Genomic DNA, 21,702 nt, shown 5'->3' with positions numbered 1-21,702 from the left:
AAGAACTGTACATATTATGAAATCAATTCTTCTTTCTTCCTTACTGTCTTTTGCTCTTCTTTTGGGATGCGCCCCAAGTGAGCAGGAAATATTTGATAAAGCCATGGATATTCATGAGCGGGTAATTACGCTGGATACCCATGTGGATATTAACGTGAACAACTTCACCGAAGAAACAAATTATACGCAGCGACTGGATACTCAGGTTGATCTGATCAAAATGGAAGAAGGCGGCCTTAATGTAGCGTGGCTTATTGTTTATACCGGCCAGGATACGCTTACGGAAGAGGGATATGCCGATGCCTATGAAAATGCGATCAGCAAGTTTGATGCTATTCATCGCTTGACAGAAGAAATTGCTCCCGACCAGATTGAACTTGCTACAACATCTGAAGATGTTCGGAGAATTGTGGCAGAAGGTAAAAAAGTAGCAATGATCGGAGTTGAAAATGCCTATCCGGTTGGGGAAGATCTTTCCCGAATTGAGGAGTTTTATAATCGTGGAGCCCGATATATGTCGCTTACCCATAATGGTCACAGCCAGTTTGGCGATTCCAACACCGGTGAAAGAGACGGGGAATGGATGCACAATGGCTTAAGTGATCTTGGTCGTGAAGCGATCGCTGAAATGAACCGGGTCGGAATTATGATCGATATCTCACATCCTGCCAAAACCACGAACATGGAAACCATGGAATTATCGGCAGCCCCGGTGATCGCTTCGCATTCCTCTGCGCGTGCAGTGTATGATCACAGTCGAAACCTAAGTGATGAAGAATTACTGAGGCTGAAAGAAAATGGCGGAGTAGTTCAGACCGTTGCTTTCCGTGGCTATGTAGATGGTGAAAAACATGCAGCATGGCAGGAAGCTTCGCGCACAATTTTGGAAGAAGAAGCCGAAAAACTTGGTTTTGAAATGGTTGGCTGGGGAGATATCCGTGAAATGAGCGATGAAGAACGAGAAGAGTATATGGAAATGTACCGAACCGCTCAGGATAATGCAGAGCCGAGAATTGAGAATGAAGTGAATGTAAATACCCCTCCGGTTAGCGTAGCTGATTTCGCGGATCATATCGATTATATGGTAGACCTGATCGGCATTGAGCACGTCGGGATCAGTTCTGATTTCGACGGTGGTGGCGGAGTTTATAACTGGATGGATGCTTCCGAAACCTTCAACGTGACCCATGAGCTGGTGAAACGAGGGTATTCTGAAGAAGAGATCGCAATGCTGTGGAGTGGAAACCTGCTGAGAGTTCTGGATGAAGTTCAGGCAGTAGCAGACGGGATGTGATCTGTTTGTTACGACGCAGAGCGATCGTAACAAGTCAGCCTTTCTGATTCTTTTATATGATTCGTGCCGATGCTATGCGTCGGCACGTTTTTTTTATATAGACTTTTTACTGCTATAAACTAATTAAAGCCAAATTATCTAATTGCTAAGAAAAGTTAGAAAGGAGATATAAATTTTAAACCGGCGCCTAATATTCTTAACTTTAGGTCCATTTTTAATCAAACCAAACAAGAGTGATTGCAGAAGCAGACGTCGCAACAGATGTCAAGATTTTAAAAGCCGATTTAAATAATTCTAAACACGCCTCCGATATAGTCAAGATCGTCGACCTTTTTGCGAGAGATCCTATGGGGCAGGATCAGGCGCTGGACGAGGAAGTCCGCGTTGATATGATCACAGAAATGAAGAAAGTGCCCACCACCATGACCTACATCGCTTATGCCGATGAAAAGGCGCTGGGTATTGTGACCTGTTTTGTAGGTTTTTCCACCTTCACAGCAAGTAAAGTGTTCAAGATTCACGATGTAGCGGTTCACCCCGATGCACGCGGAATGGGAATTGGAACCATGATGCTGGAAAATATAGAGGAAGAAGCCAAGGAAATGGGCTGCTCCAAAATTACTTTGGAAGTTCGTGAAGACAACCCTGCCCGACGTTTATACGAAAAGCAGGATTTTGAATACGGCGATCCCAAATGGTATTTCATGACCAAAGACCTGGCGTGAAAGAATAACGAATATCGAAGTGAAGCCTCTTCTTAGCGGAAGGGGCTTTTTTTTGTGGGGTGAAGTTTTTTGAGATTTTATGCGTTCCCAAGCTCCGGCTTCCAGTTACAAAAAAATATTAATACGGATAAGCCCTGAGATTGATAAACAACAAAGTTTTTTAAGGAGACGGTGAAGTTTTATTGGTTTTGAAGTTTAGCAGGTTTTGGAGGAATAGGTGGCGGTGGAGGGGCCGTTTTCCCGATAGCTTGATAGTACGCGACTGCAGCATCGTGAGATCTCTTACTAATTTCCCTTAACTCTGAATAGGAATTTTGTAGTTTTTCTTTAGAAATTTTTTGATAGTTAAGGTTTACAAACTCATTATAAGCCTGACTTCTTTCTTCTCTAGCTTTCTCCATGACAGATCTTAGGTTCTGAACTTCATCACTGCTCTTAAATTCTTGATTTCCTGTTTCCGGCGGTACAACAGATAGTTTCCCGGGATACATTTCCTTAATTGTCTCTCTTTCTGAACTGTTTTCTTCAAGATTTGAATAAGCCATCCCAAATTGATCTTGAGCAGCTTCATTTCTCAACTCGTAATATGCGCCTCTGACTTCATTCAGCAAATCAAGATACTGATCATATGGAGTATCTGGTATAGTTTTAATGGAGATGACGGCCTCGCGTGGATCTGTGCTGCTGTTATCCAAAAACTGTTTAATATTCTCTTTCACTTCATTTAACTCAGCAGGTTCTTCATTCATCAGAAGCCTGCCGTCACTGTTCATCAAAATTCGCATCAGATTTTGAGTTTCTATCGGTGCCTGTGGCTCAGGAGGTGCAGGTGGCAATGTCAGTTCACTGCTATCATCACTTTCGTTGGAAGAGTAATTAATTATAAATGCCTCATGCTCTCGAAGGATTCCCTGAACATCCGTTACAACTCCAAACTTTGCATCAGGGCTGACTTTCATTCTGACTAATCCGGGACTTTCGGGCATTTCTGACAAAAGACTATCCAATTCATCTAAGGTCATACGGTTCTCATTCACGAGGAGTGAATTGTCTTCCAGAATTTCAATGCTAAGTTTATCGGAGGTGTCAATATCAGGTGAAGTCTCATTAGATGCCGGTTCACATCCAAGCATAAGTGACAGCCCCGCAAAGAGGGGTACTATCATTCCAACCTTTATAAGAAATTTCACATTTGTTTTGGATTGAGTCATCATTTGTAATCTCCGTTTGGTTAATGAAAAATTAAAGGTGCTTGCCAGACTGTGTATAGAATTTCCCTCCATTATTTTGAGTAGCATACGCTGATAATCTTTTATGTTAGTGCCTTTAGATAGTACGGCCTCGTCAGCAAGGTATTCGTGATTAAGTGCAATAGCGTTTTTATAGAAATAGAGCAGCGGGTTGAACCAAAAGATTGCTTTTAAAAACTCCACAAAGAGAATATCCAGCGAATGTCTCTGCCTTACGTGAGTAAATTCGTGATTGATTACCTCGTCGGGAATTTTTCCACTTTCAAACTGTCTTCTGTTAAGGAAAATGGTATTTAGGAAGGTATGTGGAATTACATTTTCAGTTAGTAATACAACTTTGCATCCTCTTATAAAACGTGTTCTATTTCCATTGATCGTTAACTGAATTCTGCGGATGATTCGTATCAGCCTGATGAGCAGTAGAGCCGATATCGAAACGTAGAGGATAAAAGCGATTTTAAAGAGAGTCTCCCTCGAAATCGAGGCAGAATTATTTTCTATGACTGTGTCCGGAACTTCTGAGTCCAACCTCAAGTCTTCAATATTTTGATAGTTTGGGACAGATACTGTTTCCCCGGAAGAGAAAAATGCGGACCAAGGCATTTCCAACGGTGCGAGCCCCACTGGAATCATCGGGATAAGCAATGAGAAAACAAGACTCCAGAGTAGAAATACCCGGTTAAAAGTAAATCTCTTTTCTTTCTCCAGAAAAACCCGATATACAAATAGCAAAAGTGCCAAACTTACAGACGAGTAGATGAAATAAGCGATCATTTATTCCTCCTCTCTATTTCTTGCTCAACAATATCCTGTAGTTCCTCAAGCTGCTCTTTGGTTAAATCGGTCTCTTTGGTAAAAAAGGAGGCGAATTGAGAAGCAGAGTCATTAAAAAACTTCTTGATCAACCCATTTACATGCTTCGAGAAATAATCTGATTTCTTCACTAATGGGTAATATTGCCGCGAGCGTCCCATTTGTTCGTAATCAACAAATCCTTTTTCGGTCATGCGTTTTAATAGGGTTGCTACCGTGGTTGGGGCCGGCTTGGGTTCAGGATATTCGTCGAGCAGGTCTTTCATGAAAGCCTTTTCCAGCTTCCAGAGATATTGCATCAGTTCTTCTTCGGTTTGAGATAATTGCATGAGCTTCTACAAAATTAGAATTGTTTCTACAAATGTAGAATAAAAAATCAAACTTCCAAAATTTTCTTATACTAGCGCTGTAGTAATTCAACTCTTTCTGATTTTTATGCGATGAGAAACCTATTCATATTATTTTTATCAATATTTCTGCTGATCTCCTGTATGGAGGAAAAGACCGGGCCTTCTTTTAAGGTAGAGCTTCCCCTTACAGAGAACACCGGGCAGGTTCCACCTATTTTAGCACTCACCATGGGCGGGAGTTATGTGTTTGAACCGGAGTATCCCGGAGAGCCAACCGAGCTGCCGGAGGAGTTAACAAAGGGCGAGGTCGTTCATGGGATTTTAGACCTTCAGCAATATGTAGTTCAGGGCTTTGCTGAAGGGTTTATTGATTCTGCCATTTATCGGAGAAATATGATGCTGATCGAGGATCATACGGTGACAGATGAATGGGTGGATGTGATCTTCACGGTGGCTGTCGGTAAAGATGAGAACGGGGAAATGCTGGTGTTTGTGGAGGATCAAAGCGGAGAGTTTGATGAAGAATATCCCGTGTATTTTGAGCCATCCACGGTAGAATTTCAGGATAATGTATTTGAGGTGATGGAGGCAAAGGTGACAGCGAGAATGGAGTATTTTAATGGAGAGAAAGTTATACATCATGAGGGCCCGGCCAGCCTTTTATATTTATCTGACACCCCTCCTTCAGAAAGTCTCCAGCTTTATTTCGATCATTTGCGAATGGGAACGTGGGCCGTAAATGATCAAACCTTCAATGTGGCACTCATCAAGGAAAGTGCTCCGCCGTACCGGATAGAGCCCTATACGTATTTCTATATTGATCTTGATGAGGATGGTCGGTTTGATATAATGGACGATGGAATGGAAGCTTATCCTGTAACAGAACCGTTCAATATTGCCGGAGAAAGCTGGGAGATCTCAGACATAAAGATGGATGGAAGCGCTGTGACCATCGTGGAATCGGAGGTAGAAGTAGATCCTAAAGCTGCACTGCGGCCCGGGACGGAAGCTCCCTTATTTAAAGCTGAAACATTACAAGGGGATGAATTAAGTCTGGCCGATCTGCGTGGGAAATATGTGATGATCGACTTTTGGGGCACCTGGTGCGGTCCGTGTATAGAGGCTCTTCCGGTTATAAAAGAAGCATATGCAGCTTATGGCGGAGAGAACTTTGAGATCGTGGGGATTGCCAATGAGCTAAACCTGGAACGCTTTGAAGATTTTGTGGAGCGGGAAAAACTAGAGTGGCCTCAGATCCCTGAGATATATGAAAAGGACAGCGAAATCCAGGAATTATATTCAGTCAACTCATATCCGACGTACTACCTGTTAGATCCTGATGGTGAGATTGTGGAATACGGAATGGCACTGTCAGCCGATAATTTGATGGAGACCCTGACGAAGTATCTGGAGTAGCGGAAGCTGATAGCTAAAGATGAATCACTCCGTCTCTTCCATTACCAACACAGCTTCATCAGCCAAAGCTAAAACCACTTTTGTGTACATGCTGCTGGGATTGTATCTGAAAACAGCCTTCTCCACCGAGCCTGTGATCTCTTTGAAATGTGCTAAATAGTTGGCTACTGATTTGATGTTGTTTGGCATATGATACAGATCATCACCCACCCACCAGCGGTTGAGGGAGTAGGGAATAAATTGTGCATATGACATTGCCCCGGCATAACTGGATTCAAGAGAAAGAACATCCATATTTCTCTTCTTTGTGAATTTCAAAAGTTCTTCCAGCTGTGCTTTGGCAAACTCTGCGCGATGTCCTTCCGCATACATGGAAACATAGGCATTGAATGGATTATAACTTCCTCTATATCTTCCAAATTCTGATTCGATCCCGATGATCCCCGCGATCACATGTTTGGGAATTCCGTATTCTTTCTCGGCAGATTCCAAATCAGCAGCATATTCAGTCATGAAATCCCGGATCTTGTCCCGCTTACGGTCATATTTGATCACTCCCTGATAATCTTCAAAATTCTCGATCTTGATCTCAGCAGCCCGGGTGAATTTCCCTGTAATATCTTCCACCAGTTTGAACCGGGGGTCTTCTATCATTTGATTGAACGCGTAGCCCTTAGCCTCAAAATATTCCGCAAGTTCTTTGATGTTTTCCTTCATCTTGACCGGGTCCGGATTTGAAGAGGAAGCCATGACTGGTACAGCGATAAAAAGTAATAACAGGGTGGTGATCGTCTTTTTCATAGTCTTTAGCGGTTTTTTGGTCTCTCTGCATCATTATACTAAAACTGGAGGCAATAGAGAATTAAAGATTGTGAATTTTTGGAAAAGTGAAACAAAGTCATCCTGAATCCAGATCCCCATCTGACCTAAAGGCCGGGCAATAGAATCTTACCAAGAGCCGTCCGATGGATGAGTCTTATAGGCCCGATGGTTCTAGTGAATACCACCCACACCTTTGTTTCCTCTCCCGGGAGAGGAAGACGTTCTGGTGAATGGGGAGATAGCTTAGAGGATATTGCCAATGGCGATAACCTATAATCCAACACAGAAACCACCTAAAGAGCTTCCCCGCTCGGGCGGGGATTGAGGGGTGGGTGAAAGGTGCTATGGATACGTAAAAATGCTTTCGATATCGAAATTGTCTTAGGACTCGGTCTGTTGGAGCAAACCAAGTCTTAAACAGACAAATATTCAATATTCCTTGTTCAATACTCGAAGTTCAAACTAAAAACCCTTACCTTTTAGGGCTTTTAAAAGTCCGCCATGCTTGGTTTCTCTGAGGATGGCGCCAAATTTCAAAACTATTATCAAAAAGTACCATGGCAAAAGAATTTGATGTATGTGTAATCGGGTCAGGCCCCGGCGGATATGTAGCCGCCATTCGCGCTTCTCAGCTTGGCTTCAAAACCGCAATTGTAGAAAAAAGACATCTTGGCGGTGTTTGCTTGAATATCGGATGTATTCCTACGAAGGCATTGTTGCGCTCTGCAGAAGTGTATGAGTCGATAGAGCATGCTTCGGATTATGGAATCAACGTAAAAGATTACTCAGCCGATTTTGGCGGCATGGTTAAACGAAGCCGTGGCGTTGCCAATAAAATGAGCAAAGGCGTTCAGTTCCTCATGAAAGCGAATAAGATCGATGTATTCATGGGAACGGGTGTTTTTAAGTCAAAATCTGAACTGGCTGTCAATGATGACAAAGGAAAAGAGCAGGAAAGTATCAAAGCCAAGCATTTTATTGTGGCTACCGGTGCCCGCCCGCGTGAGCTTCCAAGTCTGAAGATCGACGGTGAGATGATCATCGATTCTGAAAAAGCCATGCAAATGGAAAAGCAGCCTAAGAAAATGGTGATCGTAGGGGCCGGTGCTATCGGTGTTGAGTTTGCGTATTTCTATCACACTATCGGAACCGAAGTTACTTTGGTTGAATTGCAAGACACCTTAGTACCGGTTGAAGACAAAGATGTTGGAAAAGAACTCGGCAAGATCTACAAGAAAAAAGGCATCAATGTGATGACCGAGAGCACGGTCGAGAACGTGAAGAAGAAAGGCAAAGGTGTTGAAGTCACTGTGAAAACCAAGAAAGGCGAAGAGAAGATCGAAGCTGATGTAGTGCTTTCTGCCGTTGGTGTAACCGGAAACATCGAAGGCCTTGGCCTAGATAAAGCCGGCGTTAAAACCGAGAAAGGTTCTATAGTGGTTGACAAGAAAACCTACAAAACCAATGTAGACGGCATTTATGCCATCGGTGATATCATCGGAGCTCCATGGCTGGCACATAAAGCTTCTCATGAAGCGACTGTTCTTGCTGAACAGCTAGCCGGACAAGACCCACACCCGATCAACTATAACAACATTCCGGGCTGTACTTATTGTGAGCCACAGGTTGCTTCTGTTGGATTGACCGAGCAAGCCGCTAAAGATGAAGGCTATGATGTGAAAGTCGGAAAATTCCCGCTTTCTGCATCAGGAAAAGCAACAGCACTCGGACACGAAGAAGGCTTCGTTAAGGTTGTATTTGATGCCAAATACGGTGAGTGGCTGGGTTGCCATATGATTGGGTTTGGCGTGACTGAAATGATCGCTGAAGCGGTTGTAGCCCGTGACCTTGAAACCACAGGACATGAAATTATCAGCGCGGTTCACCCACATCCAACGATGTCAGAAGCGGTGATGGAAGCTGTGGCTGAAGCGTATAACGAAGGTGTTCACTTAGGAACTCCTGTTAAGAAGTAGAACATCGAACAAGAAATATCCAACATAGAATGTTGAACGAATTTGGCTCCTTCGGGAGCCATTTTTGTCTTGGTTGATATTACTTCGCGGTCTGACGGCTCTAAGCCCGTCTGACCGATTTTTGTTTAAAGCCAAAGCCTTTATAATAGATCAGACCGGTTATCGGTCATATCGTGTACGAGGCAGAAAAAATCCTCCCTTGAGGGAGGTGTCGACCGAATGGGAGACGGAGGGTGTTGTCACCAAGAGCAAGTAAGTTTTTATTAAACTTCATACTCCCTGGCAACAACACCTCTCACAACAAATCAGGAACAGCTGATTTGTTGATCTCTCCTCAAGGAGAGACTTTATTTCTTTGGATATTTATGATTTAGAATTAAAAAATGCCTCAAAAAATCATCGATCTGTACGATCTGGGCCATGCCGCATATCAGCCGATATGGGATCTGCAGAAATCCGTTCAGCAGCGACTTATTGATGAAAAGCGGGCAGAGCAAAAAGGCGAGCTCAATGGAAAACGCCTGGATGACCTTCTGTTTTTTGTGGAGCACCCACATGTTTATACATTGGGTAAAAGCGGCAGTGAAGAGAACATGCTGCGCTCAATGATAGAATTGCAGCAATTGGAAGCCGAGTTCATCAAAATTGATCGTGGTGGAGATATTACCTATCACGGCCCCGGGCAAATTGTAGGCTATCCCATTTTGGACCTTGACCGTCATTTTACGGACGTCCATAAATACCTTCGCTTTCTTGAAGAAGTGATGATCCGGGTTTGTTCGGATTTTGGTTTTGAAGCACATCGAATTGAAGGCGCTACCGGCGTTTGGGTAGAGAACGAAAAGATCTGCGCCATGGGCATCCGATGCTCACGCTGGGTTACCATGCACGGTTTTGCGTTCAATGTAAACACTGATTTGAGATATTTTAATAATATCGTTCCTTGTGGAATTGATGATAAGGCAGTAACCAGTTTACAAGAAATTTCAGGTAAAGAAATTGACCCCGAGGAAGTTAAAGAGCGGATCGTATTTCACTTTCAAAATGTTTTTGAAGTCTCCATTTCAGATAAAGGTTCTCTGCAAGAAGTGGAGCAGATAATTTCGTAACTTTAATTTGTAAGATATAATGGAAATGAGGTTTGTGAAAAGCATCATTTTCACCAAAGAGTTTCTCCTCCCGGGAGGAGATCAAGAGGAGGGTAAAAGGTGAATAAAGCCTAAAATGCTTTAATGACTTTTTCTCCTCCAAAAAATCACTAAAGAAGCACCATGATCAAAGAACTTCAGGTAGTAGACAAACCATCAGAGAAAAACCGTCGGCCCGATTGGTTGCGTGTTAAACTCCCATCAGGAGAGAAATTCAAAGAAGTTTCGAAAACCATTCGGGACAATAACCTGAATACCGTTTGTTCGGAAGCACGCTGCCCGAATATGGGTGAATGCTGGGGAGCCGGAACAGCTACATTTATGATCCTGGGAGACGTTTGTACACGTTCCTGTGCCTTTTGTGCGATCAAGACCGGTCGCCCTCCGGCTGACCTTGATTGGGACGAACCGGCGCGAGTGGCTGATGCCGCTGCCAAGATGAAACTGAAGCATGTTGTACTTACCTCGGTAAACCGTGACGAACGAAAGGACGGCGGTGCTCCAATTTTTGCTGCTTGTCACGAAGAAATTCGAAAAGCCATTCCCGGTGTTACCATCGAATCTCTTATCCCGGATTTCCGCGGAGAATGGGATGCCGCCCTTCAAATTGTATTTGATACTCCGCCGGATGTGTTGAGTCACAATCTGGAAACCGTCCCAAGTAAATATCGCCGAGTTCGCCCTCAGGCCCGCTACGAGCGTTCACTTGAGCTTCTTCAGCGCACCAAAAACTCAGGAATCAGAACCAAGACCGGCATCATGGTTGGATTGGGTGAAAAGCGTGAAGAAGTTATAGAGCTGATGCAGGATTGCGCGGATCACGGCGTAGATGTATTGACTATTGGCCAGTACATGCAGCCTACCAAAATGCACCATCCTGTTATTGATTGGGTTCATCCTGACCAATTTGCAGAGTACAAAGAGATCGGTGAAAAGCTGGGTATTGAGCATGTGGAAAGTGGGCCGCTGGTTCGTTCTTCCTATCATGCAGAGCGTCACGTTTAGTTAGATATTTGGTATACGAAAAATCCGTAAACCAATAACTACTAACTAAGCATCCGTTATAGTAACTTGCGAAAAAGACAAGGCAAATGATCGCACTATTTACAGTATTGGCTATTAGTTATGTGTTGGGATCTATTCCGGCTTCACTTTGGGTAGGCCAGATATTCCATAAAATGGATATCCGTAATTTTGGAAGTGGAAATCTCGGAACTACCAATGCATTTCGGAATTTGGGGTGGAAATCGGGAGTAAGTGTTTTATTTCTTGATTTCATGAAAGGTTTTATTGCCTCCTACTGGGTAGCCATGTATGCTTTCGAAATCGGTAACGGTCCCATAGCTCCTCCCGGTTGGGAAGCCGATACTTTTTTGAAGATCACCTGTGGTTTATTCGCTGTTGTTGGACACATGTTCCCTGTCTTCGCAAATTTTAAAGGCGGAAAGGGAGCCGCAACAGCTTGCGGAATGTTATATGGGATCGAGCCTATTTCAATTGGTATTTCAAGTGTTATTTTTATCGTTATTGTATTCACAACTCGATATGTTTCACTTGCTTCCATTCTGGCAAGTTTTATCTATCCTATCAGTTTGTTGGTGATGCGCTTTGGATTTGGATACTATGTGGATGGAAGCATTATTATTTTTGCTATCCTGATAGCCAGCGGTATCATCTATAAACATAAATCTAATATTAGTCGCTTGCTGGACGGTACAGAAAGCAGAATAAGTTTCTCAGGCAATAAGGAGAATAAAAAAGAATCTGTTGAAGATTTGGCGGAGGCGGAAGTATGAGCAACAGGAATGTTACCGTGATCGGTGCCGGGAGCTTTGGAACTGCACTTGCTATGGTGTTGGATCAGGCCGGAAATAATGTTCAGCTTTGGGCACGTGAAGAAAGTATTGCTGATCATATCAATGAAAAGCATAAGAATCCATCCTATCTGAGTGATATTAAATTATCAGATTCGATCATCGCTTATAACGACCTGGAGCAATGCATGCAAACCCAGGATATGGTTGTTTTTGCGACACCGTCTCACACCCTTCGTGATGTGGCTGTAAAACTCAAACCCTGTCTCGATGGACACGAAATATTAGTGACGGTAGCTAAAGGAATTGAGAATGATTCTTTTAAGACCATGTCTCAGGTATTGGTTGAGGTGATGCAGGGAACTACGCTTGAAGATAACATCGGAGTTCTTTACGGGCCAAGTCATGCTGAGGAAGTTGGGATGTTAAAACCGACAACGGTTGTTGCATCGGCTTATTCAACCCGAACAGCCAAGATCATACAAGAAACATTTTTAACACCTATGTTTCGTGTTTATGTGAACAGTGATGTGATAGGGGTTGAAATTGGAGGTTCAGTAAAAAATATCATGGCTATTGCGGCGGGTATTGTGGATGGTGCTGAGCTTGGGGATAACGCCAAAGGAGCTTTGATAACGCGGGGTCTCCATGAAATGAAACGTATGGGAATGATGATGGGCGCTCACTCAGATACGTTCTCAGGATTGACGGGTATGGGCGATCTGATCGTAACTTGTACCAGTTCTCACAGCCGGAACCGTTCGGTCGGTTTTCGCATTGGAAAGGGTGAGAAGCTGGACGACATTGTTAAAAGCATGAACATGGTGGCAGAAGGTGTGAAAACAACAAAATCTGTATACGACTGGGCCACAAAAAATAAGGTGGAAATGCCGATAACCAAGGCGGTGTACGGTGTTTTATTTGACAATGTGGATCCAAGGGATGCGTTGTACAACTTGATGACGCGCGACCCCAAAAACGAAATTGTTATGTAAATCGAGTTTCATGTTTCGTGTTGAGGGTTAAAAGAAAATAAACCCGCAACACGAACCTGCAACTCGCAATCCTTTGAAGAATGGAAGATGAGTTTGAATTTTACATGCAGTACTCTGACACTGTAAAAGTATCTAAGCTGACAAGGTCGGATCTCAAAAACCTTATTCAAACGGGAGAGAGCAGCTTTTTGGAATTCAAACACAGTGTAGCTTCTCCAGAAAAAATAGCACGTGAAATGGCGGCCTTTGCAAACACCAAAGGCGGAACTATCCTGATCGGTGTTGAAGACAACGGAGAGATCCTCGGGGTTGAGGGATATCATGAAGAGGAGTTTTGGTTAAATCAGGCGGCATCTGAAGAATGCATTCCTGAGATTCCCATCGAAATTGAATTGCTGAATGTTGGGGAACGGGACGTATTGATCGTGAAAGTTCCGGAAGCTATAGAGAAACCCATTTATGTAAAAGGAAAGCAAACCCGTCAGGTATATATTCGCCTTAAAGATGAAAGCGTGGTTGCCAGCGATGAATACATTGAAGTGCTCAAGCAAAATAGCTCCGACGAGGGAGTTACTTTTGAGTATGGTGAAAAGGAACAACAGCTTTTCCGGTTTTTGAATGAATACGGAGATATCACGGTTAAGAGATTCTCACTGCTGATCAGTGTAACAACCTATCGGGCAGCTAAAATTTTGGTGAACTTGGTAAGTGCCGGTGTACTTGACTTGTTTGAAAAAGATGGCGTAACGCATTACACATTTTCCCATAAAACTTCGTAATTTTCACTCGTTCTAAATAAAGGAGCGAAACCCATGAGTGTTCAAGAAGAAAGTTTAGATGATGTTATTTCCTCACTGATCGATGTGGAGGAAGAAGAACCTGCAAATCCGCAACCGATCACGGAAGAAGACTATCAAAAAAATGAGCTTACCGGTGAGCCCGTGACCCTTACCGAACGTGCGGCCAAACAGGTTGAGAAGATCAAGAATGAAGAAGGTCTGGATGAAAACCTCTATCTCCGTGTGGCGGCAGATGGCGGTGGATGCTCAGGCTTAAGTTACAAACTTGGCTTAGATCATCGCACGGATGAGGATAAGATATTTGAAAGTCATGGTATGGAGATCATTGTAGCCCCCAAACACTTGATGTATCTGGAAGGAATGCAGATCGATTACCCTGATGGATTGGATGCCCGTGGTTTTACTTTTGACAATCCCAACGCCGTTGAGAATTGCGGATGCGGAACTTCCTTTGCTATTTGATTAAGAAGCTTTTCAGGAACACGGAATGTTTTCTTTGTCTTTCCACATTCCGGCTGCCGCCATCAAGTGGTCGCGTTTTTTTTCTAAAGTGACTTCCTCAAGATAATGTTCAATCGCTTCGCGGATGATGTTACTTTGGGTCGTACCACGCTCATTGGAAAGCTTTTCGATGGCTTTTTTCTCTTCTTCGGTAAGGTAGATCTGTGTTCATTTCTTAATTCTCTCCAAATATGATGTATATGATATACATCGTATGGAGATTTGTTGAAAGAAATGGAACTAATCTCTAAAACAAGAAAAATGATTTTGCGCTACAACTATAGAAGGGATCACGGTCAGTACTACGAAAAGGAAGCATTCCATCATCAATCATTGTCTTTCTTGGCGATAAGCCTTACGCCTCGCTTGAACGTAATGTAATGCCAGGTCCATTCTGCAAATACCCTAAACCGATTACGGAAGCCGATCAGAAAGAAAATGTGGATCAACCCCCACATCAGCCATGCAAAAAAGCCGCTGAATTTAACCCCCCGGATATCGGCAACGGCTTTTGCACGGCCAATGGTTGCCATAGTTCCTTTGTCCACATATCGGAAAGGTTTTCGGGTTGATGCGGAGTCGTTATTCTTAATGAGGTTGCCGAGGTATTTTCCCTGCTGCAAAGCAACCGGTGCAAGCCCGGGTAGTGGATTCCCGGTTTCATCTTTTACATGGGCAGCATCTCCCGCAACAAATATCCGATCAGAACCTGCGATGGAAAGATCTCCTTTTACCATAGCACGGCCCATTCGATCGGTTTCAATGCCAAGTCCCTGAATAATGGGGGAAGCTTTTACTCCGGCTCCCCAAATAATATTCGGTGTCTCAATAAATTTCCCTTCAACTTGAACGCCATCTTCTTTGATTTCCTGAACGGGTGAATTCAACAGAACTTCAACACCCATATTTCTGAGGGTCTCCAATCCTTTTTCAGGAAGTGGCTGGTCGAATCCATTGAGAATACCCTCCGCTGCTTCTATCAGATAAATCTTCGTTTCCTCCGGCTTGATATTCCTGAAATCCCGCATCATACTGCGTTTGGCAATTTCAGCAATGGAACCGGCCATCTCTACTCCGGTAGGCCCGCCGCCAATGACCGCATAAGTGAGATATGGTTTACGCTTTTCAGGATCGATGATCTGCTCGGCTTTCTCAAGAGAAAGCAAAATTCGTTCACGGATCTCCAGAGCATCGGACAGGGACTTTAGTCCCGGTGCATGACTTTTCCAGACTTCATTTCCAAAGTAATTGTACTGAGCTCCGGGCGCTAAAACAAGATAATGGAAGGGGAGGCTGGCTCCGTTTCTCAGGTGAATACGGTTGGCTTCTTTATCAATTTGAGTGACTTCACCCAATACTACCTGTACATTTTTCTGCTTGCTGAAAATAGCCCGAATTGGGATGGCAATATCACCGGGTGAGAGGGCAGCCGTGGCTACCTGGTATAACAATGGCTGGAAGAGGTGATGATTGGTTTTGTCAACAATGGTAATGTTGAAATTAGATTTAGCCAGCTTTTTTGCAACGGAGATCCCTGCAAATCCACCTCCGACAATGATCACATTTTTCCCCATTATTCAACAATTAGAAGGTGGTTATTCTTTTATTTTTGGTTTTGAAGATCCATCAATATGTTGTTCATTAAATTCATTTTCTGGAATCTTGATCTCACCCGAACTGATTTCCTTTTCTGGATCAATGGCACTGGCTTTAAAATGCCGTTCTATTTTCCCCTGGAGTGTTTCGGTAAGGTCTTTAAGAGTGGTTTTCTTTTTGGTTTTCCGGCCTTTTACAAATTGGGCAAAACCAAGGGAAGCTGCCATTATGATTCCAGAGAAGATCAGAGCAGGAGCAGTATCATTTCCGGCTCGGTCAAAGATTACTGCTGCTAAAAGCATAAATGCTCCGAATCCGGCTAATATGGAAGGCAGGTATAGCTTGTTAAGTGTTTTAAGACTTTGTTTAACGGTAACTTTGGTGCTTTCACCAATTTTCTCCAGCTTTACTTCAGGAGAAGTTGAAGAGGCGAAGAGTCTAGCGGGACCCACCGGCTTTGCTTTCCAAACTATTTTATTTCTGCGGTGAGAAATTTCTCCTAAGGTGTTGAAATGAAATTCGATCTGGCTCTTAAGTTCATTGAGGAGCTTCTTATCGATGGACCCATGCGCAAATCCAACAACTTCTGTACTGTTAAAATCATTGGTATCTACAACGATAGGTTCGTCTGTAGCAATTCCACTGTGCTCAAGATAAGCCTCATAGATATATTTCTTTGGAATATTTAGGTCTTTTGCGATCTCGTAGATACGATCGATTCCATCTGGATGATCTCGTTCTTCGGACGATGAACCATCTCCAAACTTTTGTAATAATTGAGCTTTTTGAATGATCTTCCTTATTTCATCTTCCGAAAACATATTTTTATGATCTAATTTAGTTTAGCCTGAGCATCCATGATTATTTTCTCAACTTCCTCTTTCGAAATTAGCTCTTTCTTGTTACAGTATTGGCAAACCACTTCCTGTCCTTCTCCTTCCATATCTTTGAGATCGTCAAGGCTTAACATAGACAATGCATTCTTAAATCTTTTTCGGGTACACCGACAGAAGAAATCTACGGGCTGACGATTCAGCTCTTTAACTTTCAGAGGTGATATGGCTTTTTGCATGATCTCATCAATATACTGTCCGTCAGATAATAACTCATCGATCGGAGGGAATGAACCCAGTCGTTCCTGAAGCATATCAATTTGCCCATCAGGAGCGCCGGGAAGGCGTTGGATCATAAGTCCGCCGGCATTAGTTACATTTCCATTCTCATCAATACCCACATCAATTAAAAGAGCGGAAGGAATTTGCTCAGATTGGGTGAGGTAGTGAGCCACATCACTGTTCACATCCCCTTTTACCAACTGAATGCTGCTGGTTCTTGGTTCGGCTTCATTATATAATACTTTTGAGAACGTGAGAACACCAAGTCCAAGGCCGTCACCGAGTTGGGTTTCAGGATCAGAATAATCGAGTTCGGCAGCAGGGTTTTGAACGTATCCGCGAATTTCACCAACCTGGTTAGCTTCAGCTACCAAATATCCGATGGGTCCATTGCCATCCATACGCAGCTGAGTGCGTTCCTCTCCCTTAAGCTCAGATGCAAGCAGCATGGTTGCTGTAAGGGCCTTGCCCAGGATTACGGTGTTGAGTAAAGAAAGGTCGTGATTTTCCTTTGCGGTTTTTACAACCTCGGTTGTTTTGACCACAGAAATTTTAAAATGGCCGTCTGTTGTAATTCCCTTGATCAGTCGGTCTTTGAAATTATATTCTTCAATGTTCATAGGTGTAATAAAATGGTATTAAAAGGATCTCTTTTTGAAATTATTTGCCCCAAAGATACGCAGAAAAATGGTTTTTATTGGATGAAGGCATATTTGATCTACTGATACCTTGGTACCAATTACCCACCCCTTCCCGAATGCTTTCGGGACCCGAGCGGGGAGGCTCCTTGGTTCGTTTTTATGCTGAACTACAGTTTTTAGCTATTTGCGAGAAAGTCTATTCTATTTCAAATCTTAAAAAAGCGTTTTCCTCTCCCGGGAGAGGAAACAAAGGAGAGGGTGGGGTTAGCTAAGGCATAGTAATTCCTCATTAAATCGAACATAAAAAAAACGCTCCGACGCGGAGCGTACGGAGCGAGTCTGAATTCGTTTGTCCAAAAAAAAGCCCCAACACAAAGTGCGGAGCTTTTAATTGTCTTTAAAATTCAATATAACTTAGTCACCAAACGATCCGGCAGGACCGGGGAATACCACAGGACTTTCAAACCCGTCTTTGGAAACACTGGCAACACCGAAATAGTAGTTGTCGATGACAATGTTCTCCAGGGTATGCTCAGTTACATCAGCGGGCACAAACACGCTTTTCTCCCACTGGTTAGAATCTGTGAGTCGCCAGTAGATCTTATAACCAGCAAGTTGTGGGTTTTCATCAGGGTCAAGTTCTTTCCAGCTTAAGGTTGTGCTTGGTCTAACCGCACCGGAAACTTCCACATTGGCGGGCGGACTTGGAGCCCAACTCATTGCAGCCATAGTCACTGCATTCAGCCCGGTCAATTTAGCAACGAAATCAAATTCGACCTCGCTCAATACATCACCATACTCAACACCATCCTCAGTTCTGATATCCTGATGCTGGCGATTATAATCTTCATTGGTTTCCATGATCCGCACGCCCGGGAATCCGGCATCGTTAAACGGCCGGTGATGTCCTCCACGGCCAAAACGATCTAATCGGTAGATCATCATAACGTCCAGATTTCGAATATAAAGATCCGCCATCTTATCGATGTAGCGAGCTAAATTTCGTGAAGGGGAGTCTACTTCGCCACCCGTAAAGCGTCGAATTCGTGCTTCACGTTCTGTTTCAACAGCGCGGGTTCCTTCCGAAAACACCCGTGCCGTGGTATTGTCAATTACCCCATTGATGCCTTGTATATTTCCGATCATATCATTGTTGATCACTCCCTTGATATCCCAGCCTTGTTCTTTGGCATATTCAGCGAGTATCTGTCCGCCAAACAAGCCCTGCTCTTCACCGGAAAGCTGTGCATACATAATGGAACCTTCAAATTCATATTGAGTCAAAATCCGGGCTGCTTCCAATACACCTGCCACGCCGGATGCGTTATCATTAGCGCCGGGCGATACAGACTCACCATCCATTACGCTACTCACCCGCGAATCAATATCACCACTCATCACCACAAAACGATTTGGGTCAGCCGTTCCTCGTTGTATAGCGATCACATTTACGATCTCAACCGGTTCCGGTATCCTGTTTTCGCCACCTACATAATCACGAACGTAGAATACTTCGAGACAACCACCGCAAGCTTCAGAGATATTTTCAAATTCCTCTTTCAGCCATCTGCGTGCTGCTCCTATTCCTTCTGTTTCTGAAGTAGTATCAGAGAGTGTGTGGCGGGTTCCAAAGCCAACTAATTTAGTGAGGTCAGCTTTTACACGTTCTACTGATGGAGCTTCTCCAATTTCTCTTAAAACTTCTGTCTGCATGGTTTGGGCCATGCCGAATCCTGCAAGTAAAGTGGCTAACACAAATGACAAAACCGTAGCTTTTATTGATCTCATAAGTATCTTATTTATTGAAATGATCTTGTTAATCTTCATCCTGATCTAGGTAATCCTGTAAATTCTGCCGAAATTTAATTTGGGCTTTCAATCCTGCACGGTGACCGAGTAACCCGCCCAATCCACAGGCGAGTATCACTGTGAACATAAAAGTAAGTTTAAAATCTCCCAGCCCGGCATCATAAAGTTCCACCCAAACGAGAGGTGGTATTGCTACCAACAAAGCAAAGATATAGGGCACCGGATTTGCTCCTTGTAAACGACGCATAAAACGTCGCCCGGTCACAAAGGTTATATTGAGATATACCAAACCAAAGCCAAGCAGGAATAAGGTGCCGGTAAAGGAAGGGTCACTTACTTTTTTTAGAAATTCAGAAGAGAAAAGTGTAAATGCTGCAGAAACTATAAATACACCTGAAGCATAAAAAATTAATCGGGGCAGGTTATCCAAAATGGGTATTATTTAAATAATGGTGAATTCTTTTAAAGTCTGATTGAAATTCCTAAAAACCAATCCCAAATTCCAATCCAAACATATCTTTTAACGATGTGTACAGTTTTAATAAATAAATGAAAGGTATTCTACCTTCCGGAAAGCCAGGTTTCAGGGTTTACAAATTCCCGGTCAACACGTACAGCAAAGAATAAAACTTCTCCTAATTCTGACTGTGAAGTACCTGATCGGCCAACCACACCGCCCTGGCTCAGAACTTCTCCAACCTCAACGTCAATACGACTAAGGTTTCCATATACGGAATAATATGAACCATGCTTAACCACAACCACGTCTCCATATCCCCGTAAGGGAAGGATGTTTAACACATAACCTTCTGATACAACTCTAACTTCAGAACCTGCTTCACTTACAATATTTATCCCATCATTTTCCGTCACAGTTCCATATAAAGGATTTCTTGTTCGGCCAAATTTTCTGGCGATCGTCTTACTTTCCACCGGCCAGGGTAGTTGTCCTTTTGCCTTAGCAAAAGACTCTTCAAACATGGAAAGCTCGGCATTACTTACGGCGCTGTTTCCTGAACTTGCACTCGAATATCTTTGTACTTCTCTTTCACGACGGTCAGCATCTGCGATATTTCTGGCTTGTTCTAATTTTCTTAATCGTTCCGCTTCGGCTTCCGCCTCGGCCTGTTCCAATTCCCGGAATGTATTTTCGAGACCTTCTTTGGCCTCACGGGTTTTTCGAAGTTCAGTCAGCCATGTACTTCGCTCTTGTTTGATCTCTTCAACGGTTTGCTCTTGCTGCTGTCGCTGACTCGCTAACTCGTTTTTCTCTTGCTGGATCTCGGTAAGAACCTGCCTGTTTCTGCTGTAGCTGTCTTCTAAATTCTTTTTAACCCTATCCAACTCACGTTTAGCTTGGCTTATAGCATCAGCCTGTTTAGTTTTTTGCTCATCGAATCTGCGCAGATAGTTAGACCTGACCAACATCTGGTTGATTGACTCGGAAGTAAGCAACATTTCAAGATTCCCTGAGCGCCCGTTCTTATAGGCATAGAGTACGATCTGTTTATAGTTCTCGATCAATTGTTCGAGTTCGAGTTCCCTGAGTTCTATTTCTTTTTCGGTAAGCGCTATTTCCGCATCGATCTGATTTTGCTCTTCCTGAAGACTATTGATCTTGTCATCCTGTAAGGCGATCAGGTTATTCAAAGATTGAAATTGCTCATAAGATCGGTCAAACCGTTCTTCAGCCTGATTTACCCGCTGCTGATAGTTTTTGATCCGGGCTTCCAAAACATTGATCTCTGCCCTTGTATTCTCCTGATCTCTTAAAAGCTGTTCTCTTCGCTCCTGATAGGTTTGAGCAAACAAATTACTGCTTAACAGTATCACAACTAATACCGTGATCACTGCTTTTATGTAATTGCTAAATCTCATGAGCGTTCAATTTTAATACTTTCGGGGATATCGATGATTAACTTCAGGTTATTGGGATTTACATTCAGGCTTCTGACTAAGAAAACAACTCTTGAGTTACCATCAGAACTGAATATCGTTATTTTTCGGGGCAATTTGAACCCTTCCAGTTCACCGTAACTTTCATAGATGATCTCAGAGTAAGGGGCAGATCCGCGCCGGTTTTGAATGACTTGCTCAACCCACCCATTCTCCTTATTCACAAAAACCCGGGAACCATCCTTTAAACGAAGCTGGTATGAATTATTGCTTTCTAAAACTGAGTTTACTTCTTCTTCAGATACCCTGAAATTGATCAGATCCAGGATATTAATGGATGTTAGCTCATTCAGACTTGTCATCCGCCCATCATAGATCGAAATTTTTTGAGCTTCTTTATCAAGCCTGTTATAGATCAAAATTGAGTCTTGGTCTACCAGCATTTGTCCGCCTTCAATCCCAATTCTGTTTTGAATGGTAAGCAGGCTCAGCTGCCTGTTTGCTTCAAAATCGATAGTAACACGGTCACTGTTTCCCGGTTCACTTACCAGTGCCCTTCCCTTACCCGATAACGTTTTAAGTTCTTCTGAATAATCAGGAATGGAAGAAACGACCGTTTCTTTGCTAACAGAACTCCTGCTAAAATCTCCATCGGTAACAGAACGAGATGTACTGCAAGCAGAGATCAAAGTTGCCGCTAAGACCAGAAATGCTAATAAAGAGAAGGGAGTTGAATTCACA

Annotated in this window: 21 protein-coding genes; 10 read left to right on the top strand and 11 right to left on the bottom strand. The window is 43.2% G+C overall.

Annotation, left to right across the window (positions count from 1 at the left end; all coding sequences use genetic code 11):
• Positions 1–16 precede the first annotated feature (16 nt).
• Positions 17–1,294, top strand: a complete 1,278-nt coding sequence (locus tag ACFSVN_RS00955) for a dipeptidase (protein ID WP_390297233.1) — start codon at positions 17–19, stop codon at positions 1,292–1,294.
• Positions 1,295–1,527: 233 nt separating this feature from the next.
• The gene (locus tag ACFSVN_RS00950) at positions 1,528–2,019 is read left to right on the top strand and encodes a GNAT family N-acetyltransferase (protein WP_390297230.1); all 492 of its coding nucleotides are present in this window, start codon (positions 1,528–1,530) and stop codon (positions 2,017–2,019) included.
• Positions 2,020–2,198: 179 nt separating this feature from the next.
• Here ACFSVN_RS00950 and ACFSVN_RS00945 read toward each other — a convergent pair whose 3' ends face one another.
• Together ACFSVN_RS00945 and ACFSVN_RS00940 are read right to left on the bottom strand one after the other, a co-directional pair.
• The gene (locus ACFSVN_RS00945) at positions 2,199–4,043 is read right to left on the bottom strand and encodes a M56 family metallopeptidase (protein ID WP_390297227.1); all 1,845 of its coding nucleotides are present in this window, start codon (positions 4,041–4,043) and stop codon (positions 2,199–2,201) included.
• Positions 4,040–4,411, bottom strand: coding sequence for a BlaI/MecI/CopY family transcriptional regulator (locus ACFSVN_RS00940; RefSeq protein WP_390297224.1), 372 nt, complete (start codon positions 4,409–4,411; stop codon positions 4,040–4,042). The genes ACFSVN_RS00945 and ACFSVN_RS00940 overlap by 4 nt, the downstream gene beginning before the upstream one ends.
• Positions 4,412–4,522: 111 nt before the next feature.
• Here ACFSVN_RS00940 and ACFSVN_RS00935 point away from each other — a divergent pair, with 111 nt between their 5' ends.
• The gene (locus ACFSVN_RS00935) at positions 4,523–5,848 is read left to right on the top strand and encodes a TlpA family protein disulfide reductase (protein WP_390297221.1); all 1,326 of its coding nucleotides are present in this window, start codon (positions 4,523–4,525) and stop codon (positions 5,846–5,848) included.
• A 24-nt stretch (positions 5,849–5,872) separates the two neighbouring features.
• Here the strand turns inward: ACFSVN_RS00935 and ACFSVN_RS00930 are convergent, their stop codons facing one another.
• Positions 5,873–6,649 (bottom strand): lytic murein transglycosylase, encoded by a 777-nt coding sequence (locus ACFSVN_RS00930; protein ID WP_390297218.1) that lies wholly within the window; start codon positions 6,647–6,649, stop codon positions 5,873–5,875.
• 578 nt (positions 6,650–7,227) lie between these two features.
• Here ACFSVN_RS00930 and lpdA point away from each other — a divergent pair.
• The 7 genes from lpdA (at position 7,228) to ACFSVN_RS00895 (ending at position 13,865) form a co-directional block, all read left to right on the top strand.
• Positions 7,228–8,646 carry a dihydrolipoyl dehydrogenase gene (lpdA, locus tag ACFSVN_RS00925; protein ID WP_390297216.1) on the top strand — a complete coding sequence of 473 codons (1,419 nt, stop codon included), beginning with the start codon at positions 7,228–7,230 and terminating at the stop codon, positions 8,644–8,646.
• Between the two features lie 383 nt (positions 8,647–9,029).
• Positions 9,030–9,755, top strand: coding sequence for a lipoyl(octanoyl) transferase LipB (lipB, locus tag ACFSVN_RS00920; RefSeq protein ID WP_390297213.1), 726 nt, complete (start codon positions 9,030–9,032; stop codon positions 9,753–9,755).
• Between the two features lie 162 nt (positions 9,756–9,917).
• On the top strand, positions 9,918–10,799 hold the full coding sequence (gene lipA, locus ACFSVN_RS00915) for a lipoyl synthase (RefSeq protein WP_390297210.1): 882 nt from the start codon (positions 9,918–9,920) through the stop codon (positions 10,797–10,799).
• An 86-nt stretch (positions 10,800–10,885) separates the two neighbouring features.
• The gene (gene plsY / locus ACFSVN_RS00910) at positions 10,886–11,590 is read left to right on the top strand and encodes a glycerol-3-phosphate 1-O-acyltransferase PlsY (RefSeq protein WP_390297207.1); all 705 of its coding nucleotides are present in this window, start codon (positions 10,886–10,888) and stop codon (positions 11,588–11,590) included.
• On the top strand, positions 11,587–12,603 hold the full coding sequence (locus ACFSVN_RS00905; protein WP_390297204.1) for an NAD(P)H-dependent glycerol-3-phosphate dehydrogenase: 1,017 nt from the start codon (positions 11,587–11,589) through the stop codon (positions 12,601–12,603). The genes plsY and ACFSVN_RS00905 overlap by 4 nt, the downstream gene beginning before the upstream one ends.
• 80 nt (positions 12,604–12,683) lie before the next feature.
• Positions 12,684–13,382, top strand: a complete 699-nt coding sequence (locus tag ACFSVN_RS00900; RefSeq protein ID WP_390297201.1) for an AlbA family DNA-binding domain-containing protein — start codon at positions 12,684–12,686, stop codon at positions 13,380–13,382.
• Between the two features lie 33 nt (positions 13,383–13,415).
• Positions 13,416–13,865, top strand: coding sequence for a HesB/IscA family protein (locus ACFSVN_RS00895; RefSeq protein ID WP_390297198.1), 450 nt, complete (start codon positions 13,416–13,418; stop codon positions 13,863–13,865).
• A 12-nt stretch (positions 13,866–13,877) separates the two neighbouring features.
• Here ACFSVN_RS00895 and ACFSVN_RS00890 read toward each other — a convergent pair whose 3' ends face one another.
• The 8 genes from ACFSVN_RS00890 to ACFSVN_RS00855 all read right to left on the bottom strand — a co-directional run bounded on the left by ACFSVN_RS00890 (position 13,878) and on the right by ACFSVN_RS00855 (position 21,701).
• Positions 13,878–14,066, bottom strand: coding sequence for a ribbon-helix-helix protein, CopG family (locus ACFSVN_RS00890; RefSeq protein WP_390297318.1), 189 nt, complete (start codon positions 14,064–14,066; stop codon positions 13,878–13,880).
• Positions 14,067–14,230: 164 nt separating this feature from the next.
• Positions 14,231–15,478, bottom strand: a complete 1,248-nt coding sequence (locus ACFSVN_RS00885) for an NAD(P)/FAD-dependent oxidoreductase (RefSeq protein WP_390297195.1) — start codon at positions 15,476–15,478, stop codon at positions 14,231–14,233.
• Between the two features lie 21 nt (positions 15,479–15,499).
• The gene (locus ACFSVN_RS00880) at positions 15,500–16,321 is read right to left on the bottom strand and encodes a hypothetical protein (protein WP_390297192.1); all 822 of its coding nucleotides are present in this window, start codon (positions 16,319–16,321) and stop codon (positions 15,500–15,502) included.
• Between the two features lie 11 nt (positions 16,322–16,332).
• Positions 16,333–17,235 (bottom strand): Hsp33 family molecular chaperone HslO, encoded by a 903-nt coding sequence (gene hslO / locus ACFSVN_RS00875; protein ID WP_390297189.1) that lies wholly within the window; start codon positions 17,233–17,235, stop codon positions 16,333–16,335.
• Positions 17,236–17,670: 435 nt separating this feature from the next.
• The gene (locus ACFSVN_RS00870; protein WP_390297316.1) at positions 17,671–18,969 is read right to left on the bottom strand and encodes a M28 family metallopeptidase; all 1,299 of its coding nucleotides are present in this window, start codon (positions 18,967–18,969) and stop codon (positions 17,671–17,673) included.
• Positions 18,970–19,072: 103 nt separating this feature from the next.
• Positions 19,073–19,495, bottom strand: a complete 423-nt coding sequence (locus ACFSVN_RS00865; protein ID WP_390297186.1) for a hypothetical protein — start codon at positions 19,493–19,495, stop codon at positions 19,073–19,075.
• A 131-nt stretch (positions 19,496–19,626) separates the two neighbouring features.
• Complete coding sequence (locus ACFSVN_RS00860; protein WP_390297183.1) at positions 19,627–20,943, bottom strand: murein hydrolase activator EnvC family protein; 1,317 nt, start codon at positions 20,941–20,943, stop codon at positions 19,627–19,629.
• Complete coding sequence (locus ACFSVN_RS00855; protein WP_390297180.1) at positions 20,940–21,701, bottom strand: DUF4292 domain-containing protein; 762 nt, start codon at positions 21,699–21,701, stop codon at positions 20,940–20,942. Before ACFSVN_RS00855 ends, ACFSVN_RS00860 begins: the two co-directional genes overlap by 4 nt.
• Position 21,702: the final 1 nt, after the last annotated feature.

It is taken from the genome of Gracilimonas halophila, assembly GCF_042684365.1.
Taxonomy (GTDB): domain Bacteria; phylum Bacteroidota; class Rhodothermia; order Balneolales; family Balneolaceae; genus Gracilimonas; species Gracilimonas halophila.
This window is presented reverse-complemented; position numbering and strand designations above follow the sequence as displayed.

Coding starts and splice junctions, on each gene's coding strand:
- ACFSVN_RS00900 (WP_390297201.1), top strand. CDS start 12,684: ATGGAAGATGAGTTTGAATTTTACATGCAGTACTCTGACACTGTAAAA.
- lipA (WP_390297210.1), top strand. CDS start 9,918: ATGATCAAAGAACTTCAGGTAGTAGACAAACCATCAGAGAAAAACCGT.
- hslO (WP_390297189.1), bottom strand. CDS start 17,235: ATGAACATTGAAGAATATAATTTCAAAGACCGACTGATCAAGGGAATT.
- plsY (WP_390297207.1), top strand. CDS start 10,886: ATGATCGCACTATTTACAGTATTGGCTATTAGTTATGTGTTGGGATCT.
- ACFSVN_RS00940 (WP_390297224.1), bottom strand. CDS start 4,411: ATGCAATTATCTCAAACCGAAGAAGAACTGATGCAATATCTCTGGAAG.
- ACFSVN_RS00955 (WP_390297233.1), top strand. CDS start 17: ATGAAATCAATTCTTCTTTCTTCCTTACTGTCTTTTGCTCTTCTTTTG.
- ACFSVN_RS00860 (WP_390297183.1), bottom strand. CDS start 20,943: ATGAGATTTAGCAATTACATAAAAGCAGTGATCACGGTATTAGTTGTG.
- lipB (WP_390297213.1), top strand. CDS start 9,030: ATGCCTCAAAAAATCATCGATCTGTACGATCTGGGCCATGCCGCATAT.
- ACFSVN_RS00880 (WP_390297192.1), bottom strand. CDS start 16,321: ATGTTTTCGGAAGATGAAATAAGGAAGATCATTCAAAAAGCTCAATTA.
- lpdA (WP_390297216.1), top strand. CDS start 7,228: ATGGCAAAAGAATTTGATGTATGTGTAATCGGGTCAGGCCCCGGCGGA.
- ACFSVN_RS00870 (WP_390297316.1), bottom strand. CDS start 18,969: ATGCAGACAGAAGTTTTAAGAGAAATTGGAGAAGCTCCATCAGTAGAA.
- ACFSVN_RS00895 (WP_390297198.1), top strand. CDS start 13,416: ATGAGTGTTCAAGAAGAAAGTTTAGATGATGTTATTTCCTCACTGATC.
- ACFSVN_RS00935 (WP_390297221.1), top strand. CDS start 4,523: ATGAGAAACCTATTCATATTATTTTTATCAATATTTCTGCTGATCTCC.
- ACFSVN_RS00885 (WP_390297195.1), bottom strand. CDS start 15,478: ATGGGGAAAAATGTGATCATTGTCGGAGGTGGATTTGCAGGGATCTCC.
- ACFSVN_RS00930 (WP_390297218.1), bottom strand. CDS start 6,649: ATGAAAAAGACGATCACCACCCTGTTATTACTTTTTATCGCTGTACCA.
- ACFSVN_RS00905 (WP_390297204.1), top strand. CDS start 11,587: ATGAGCAACAGGAATGTTACCGTGATCGGTGCCGGGAGCTTTGGAACT.
- ACFSVN_RS00945 (WP_390297227.1), bottom strand. CDS start 4,043: ATGATCGCTTATTTCATCTACTCGTCTGTAAGTTTGGCACTTTTGCTA.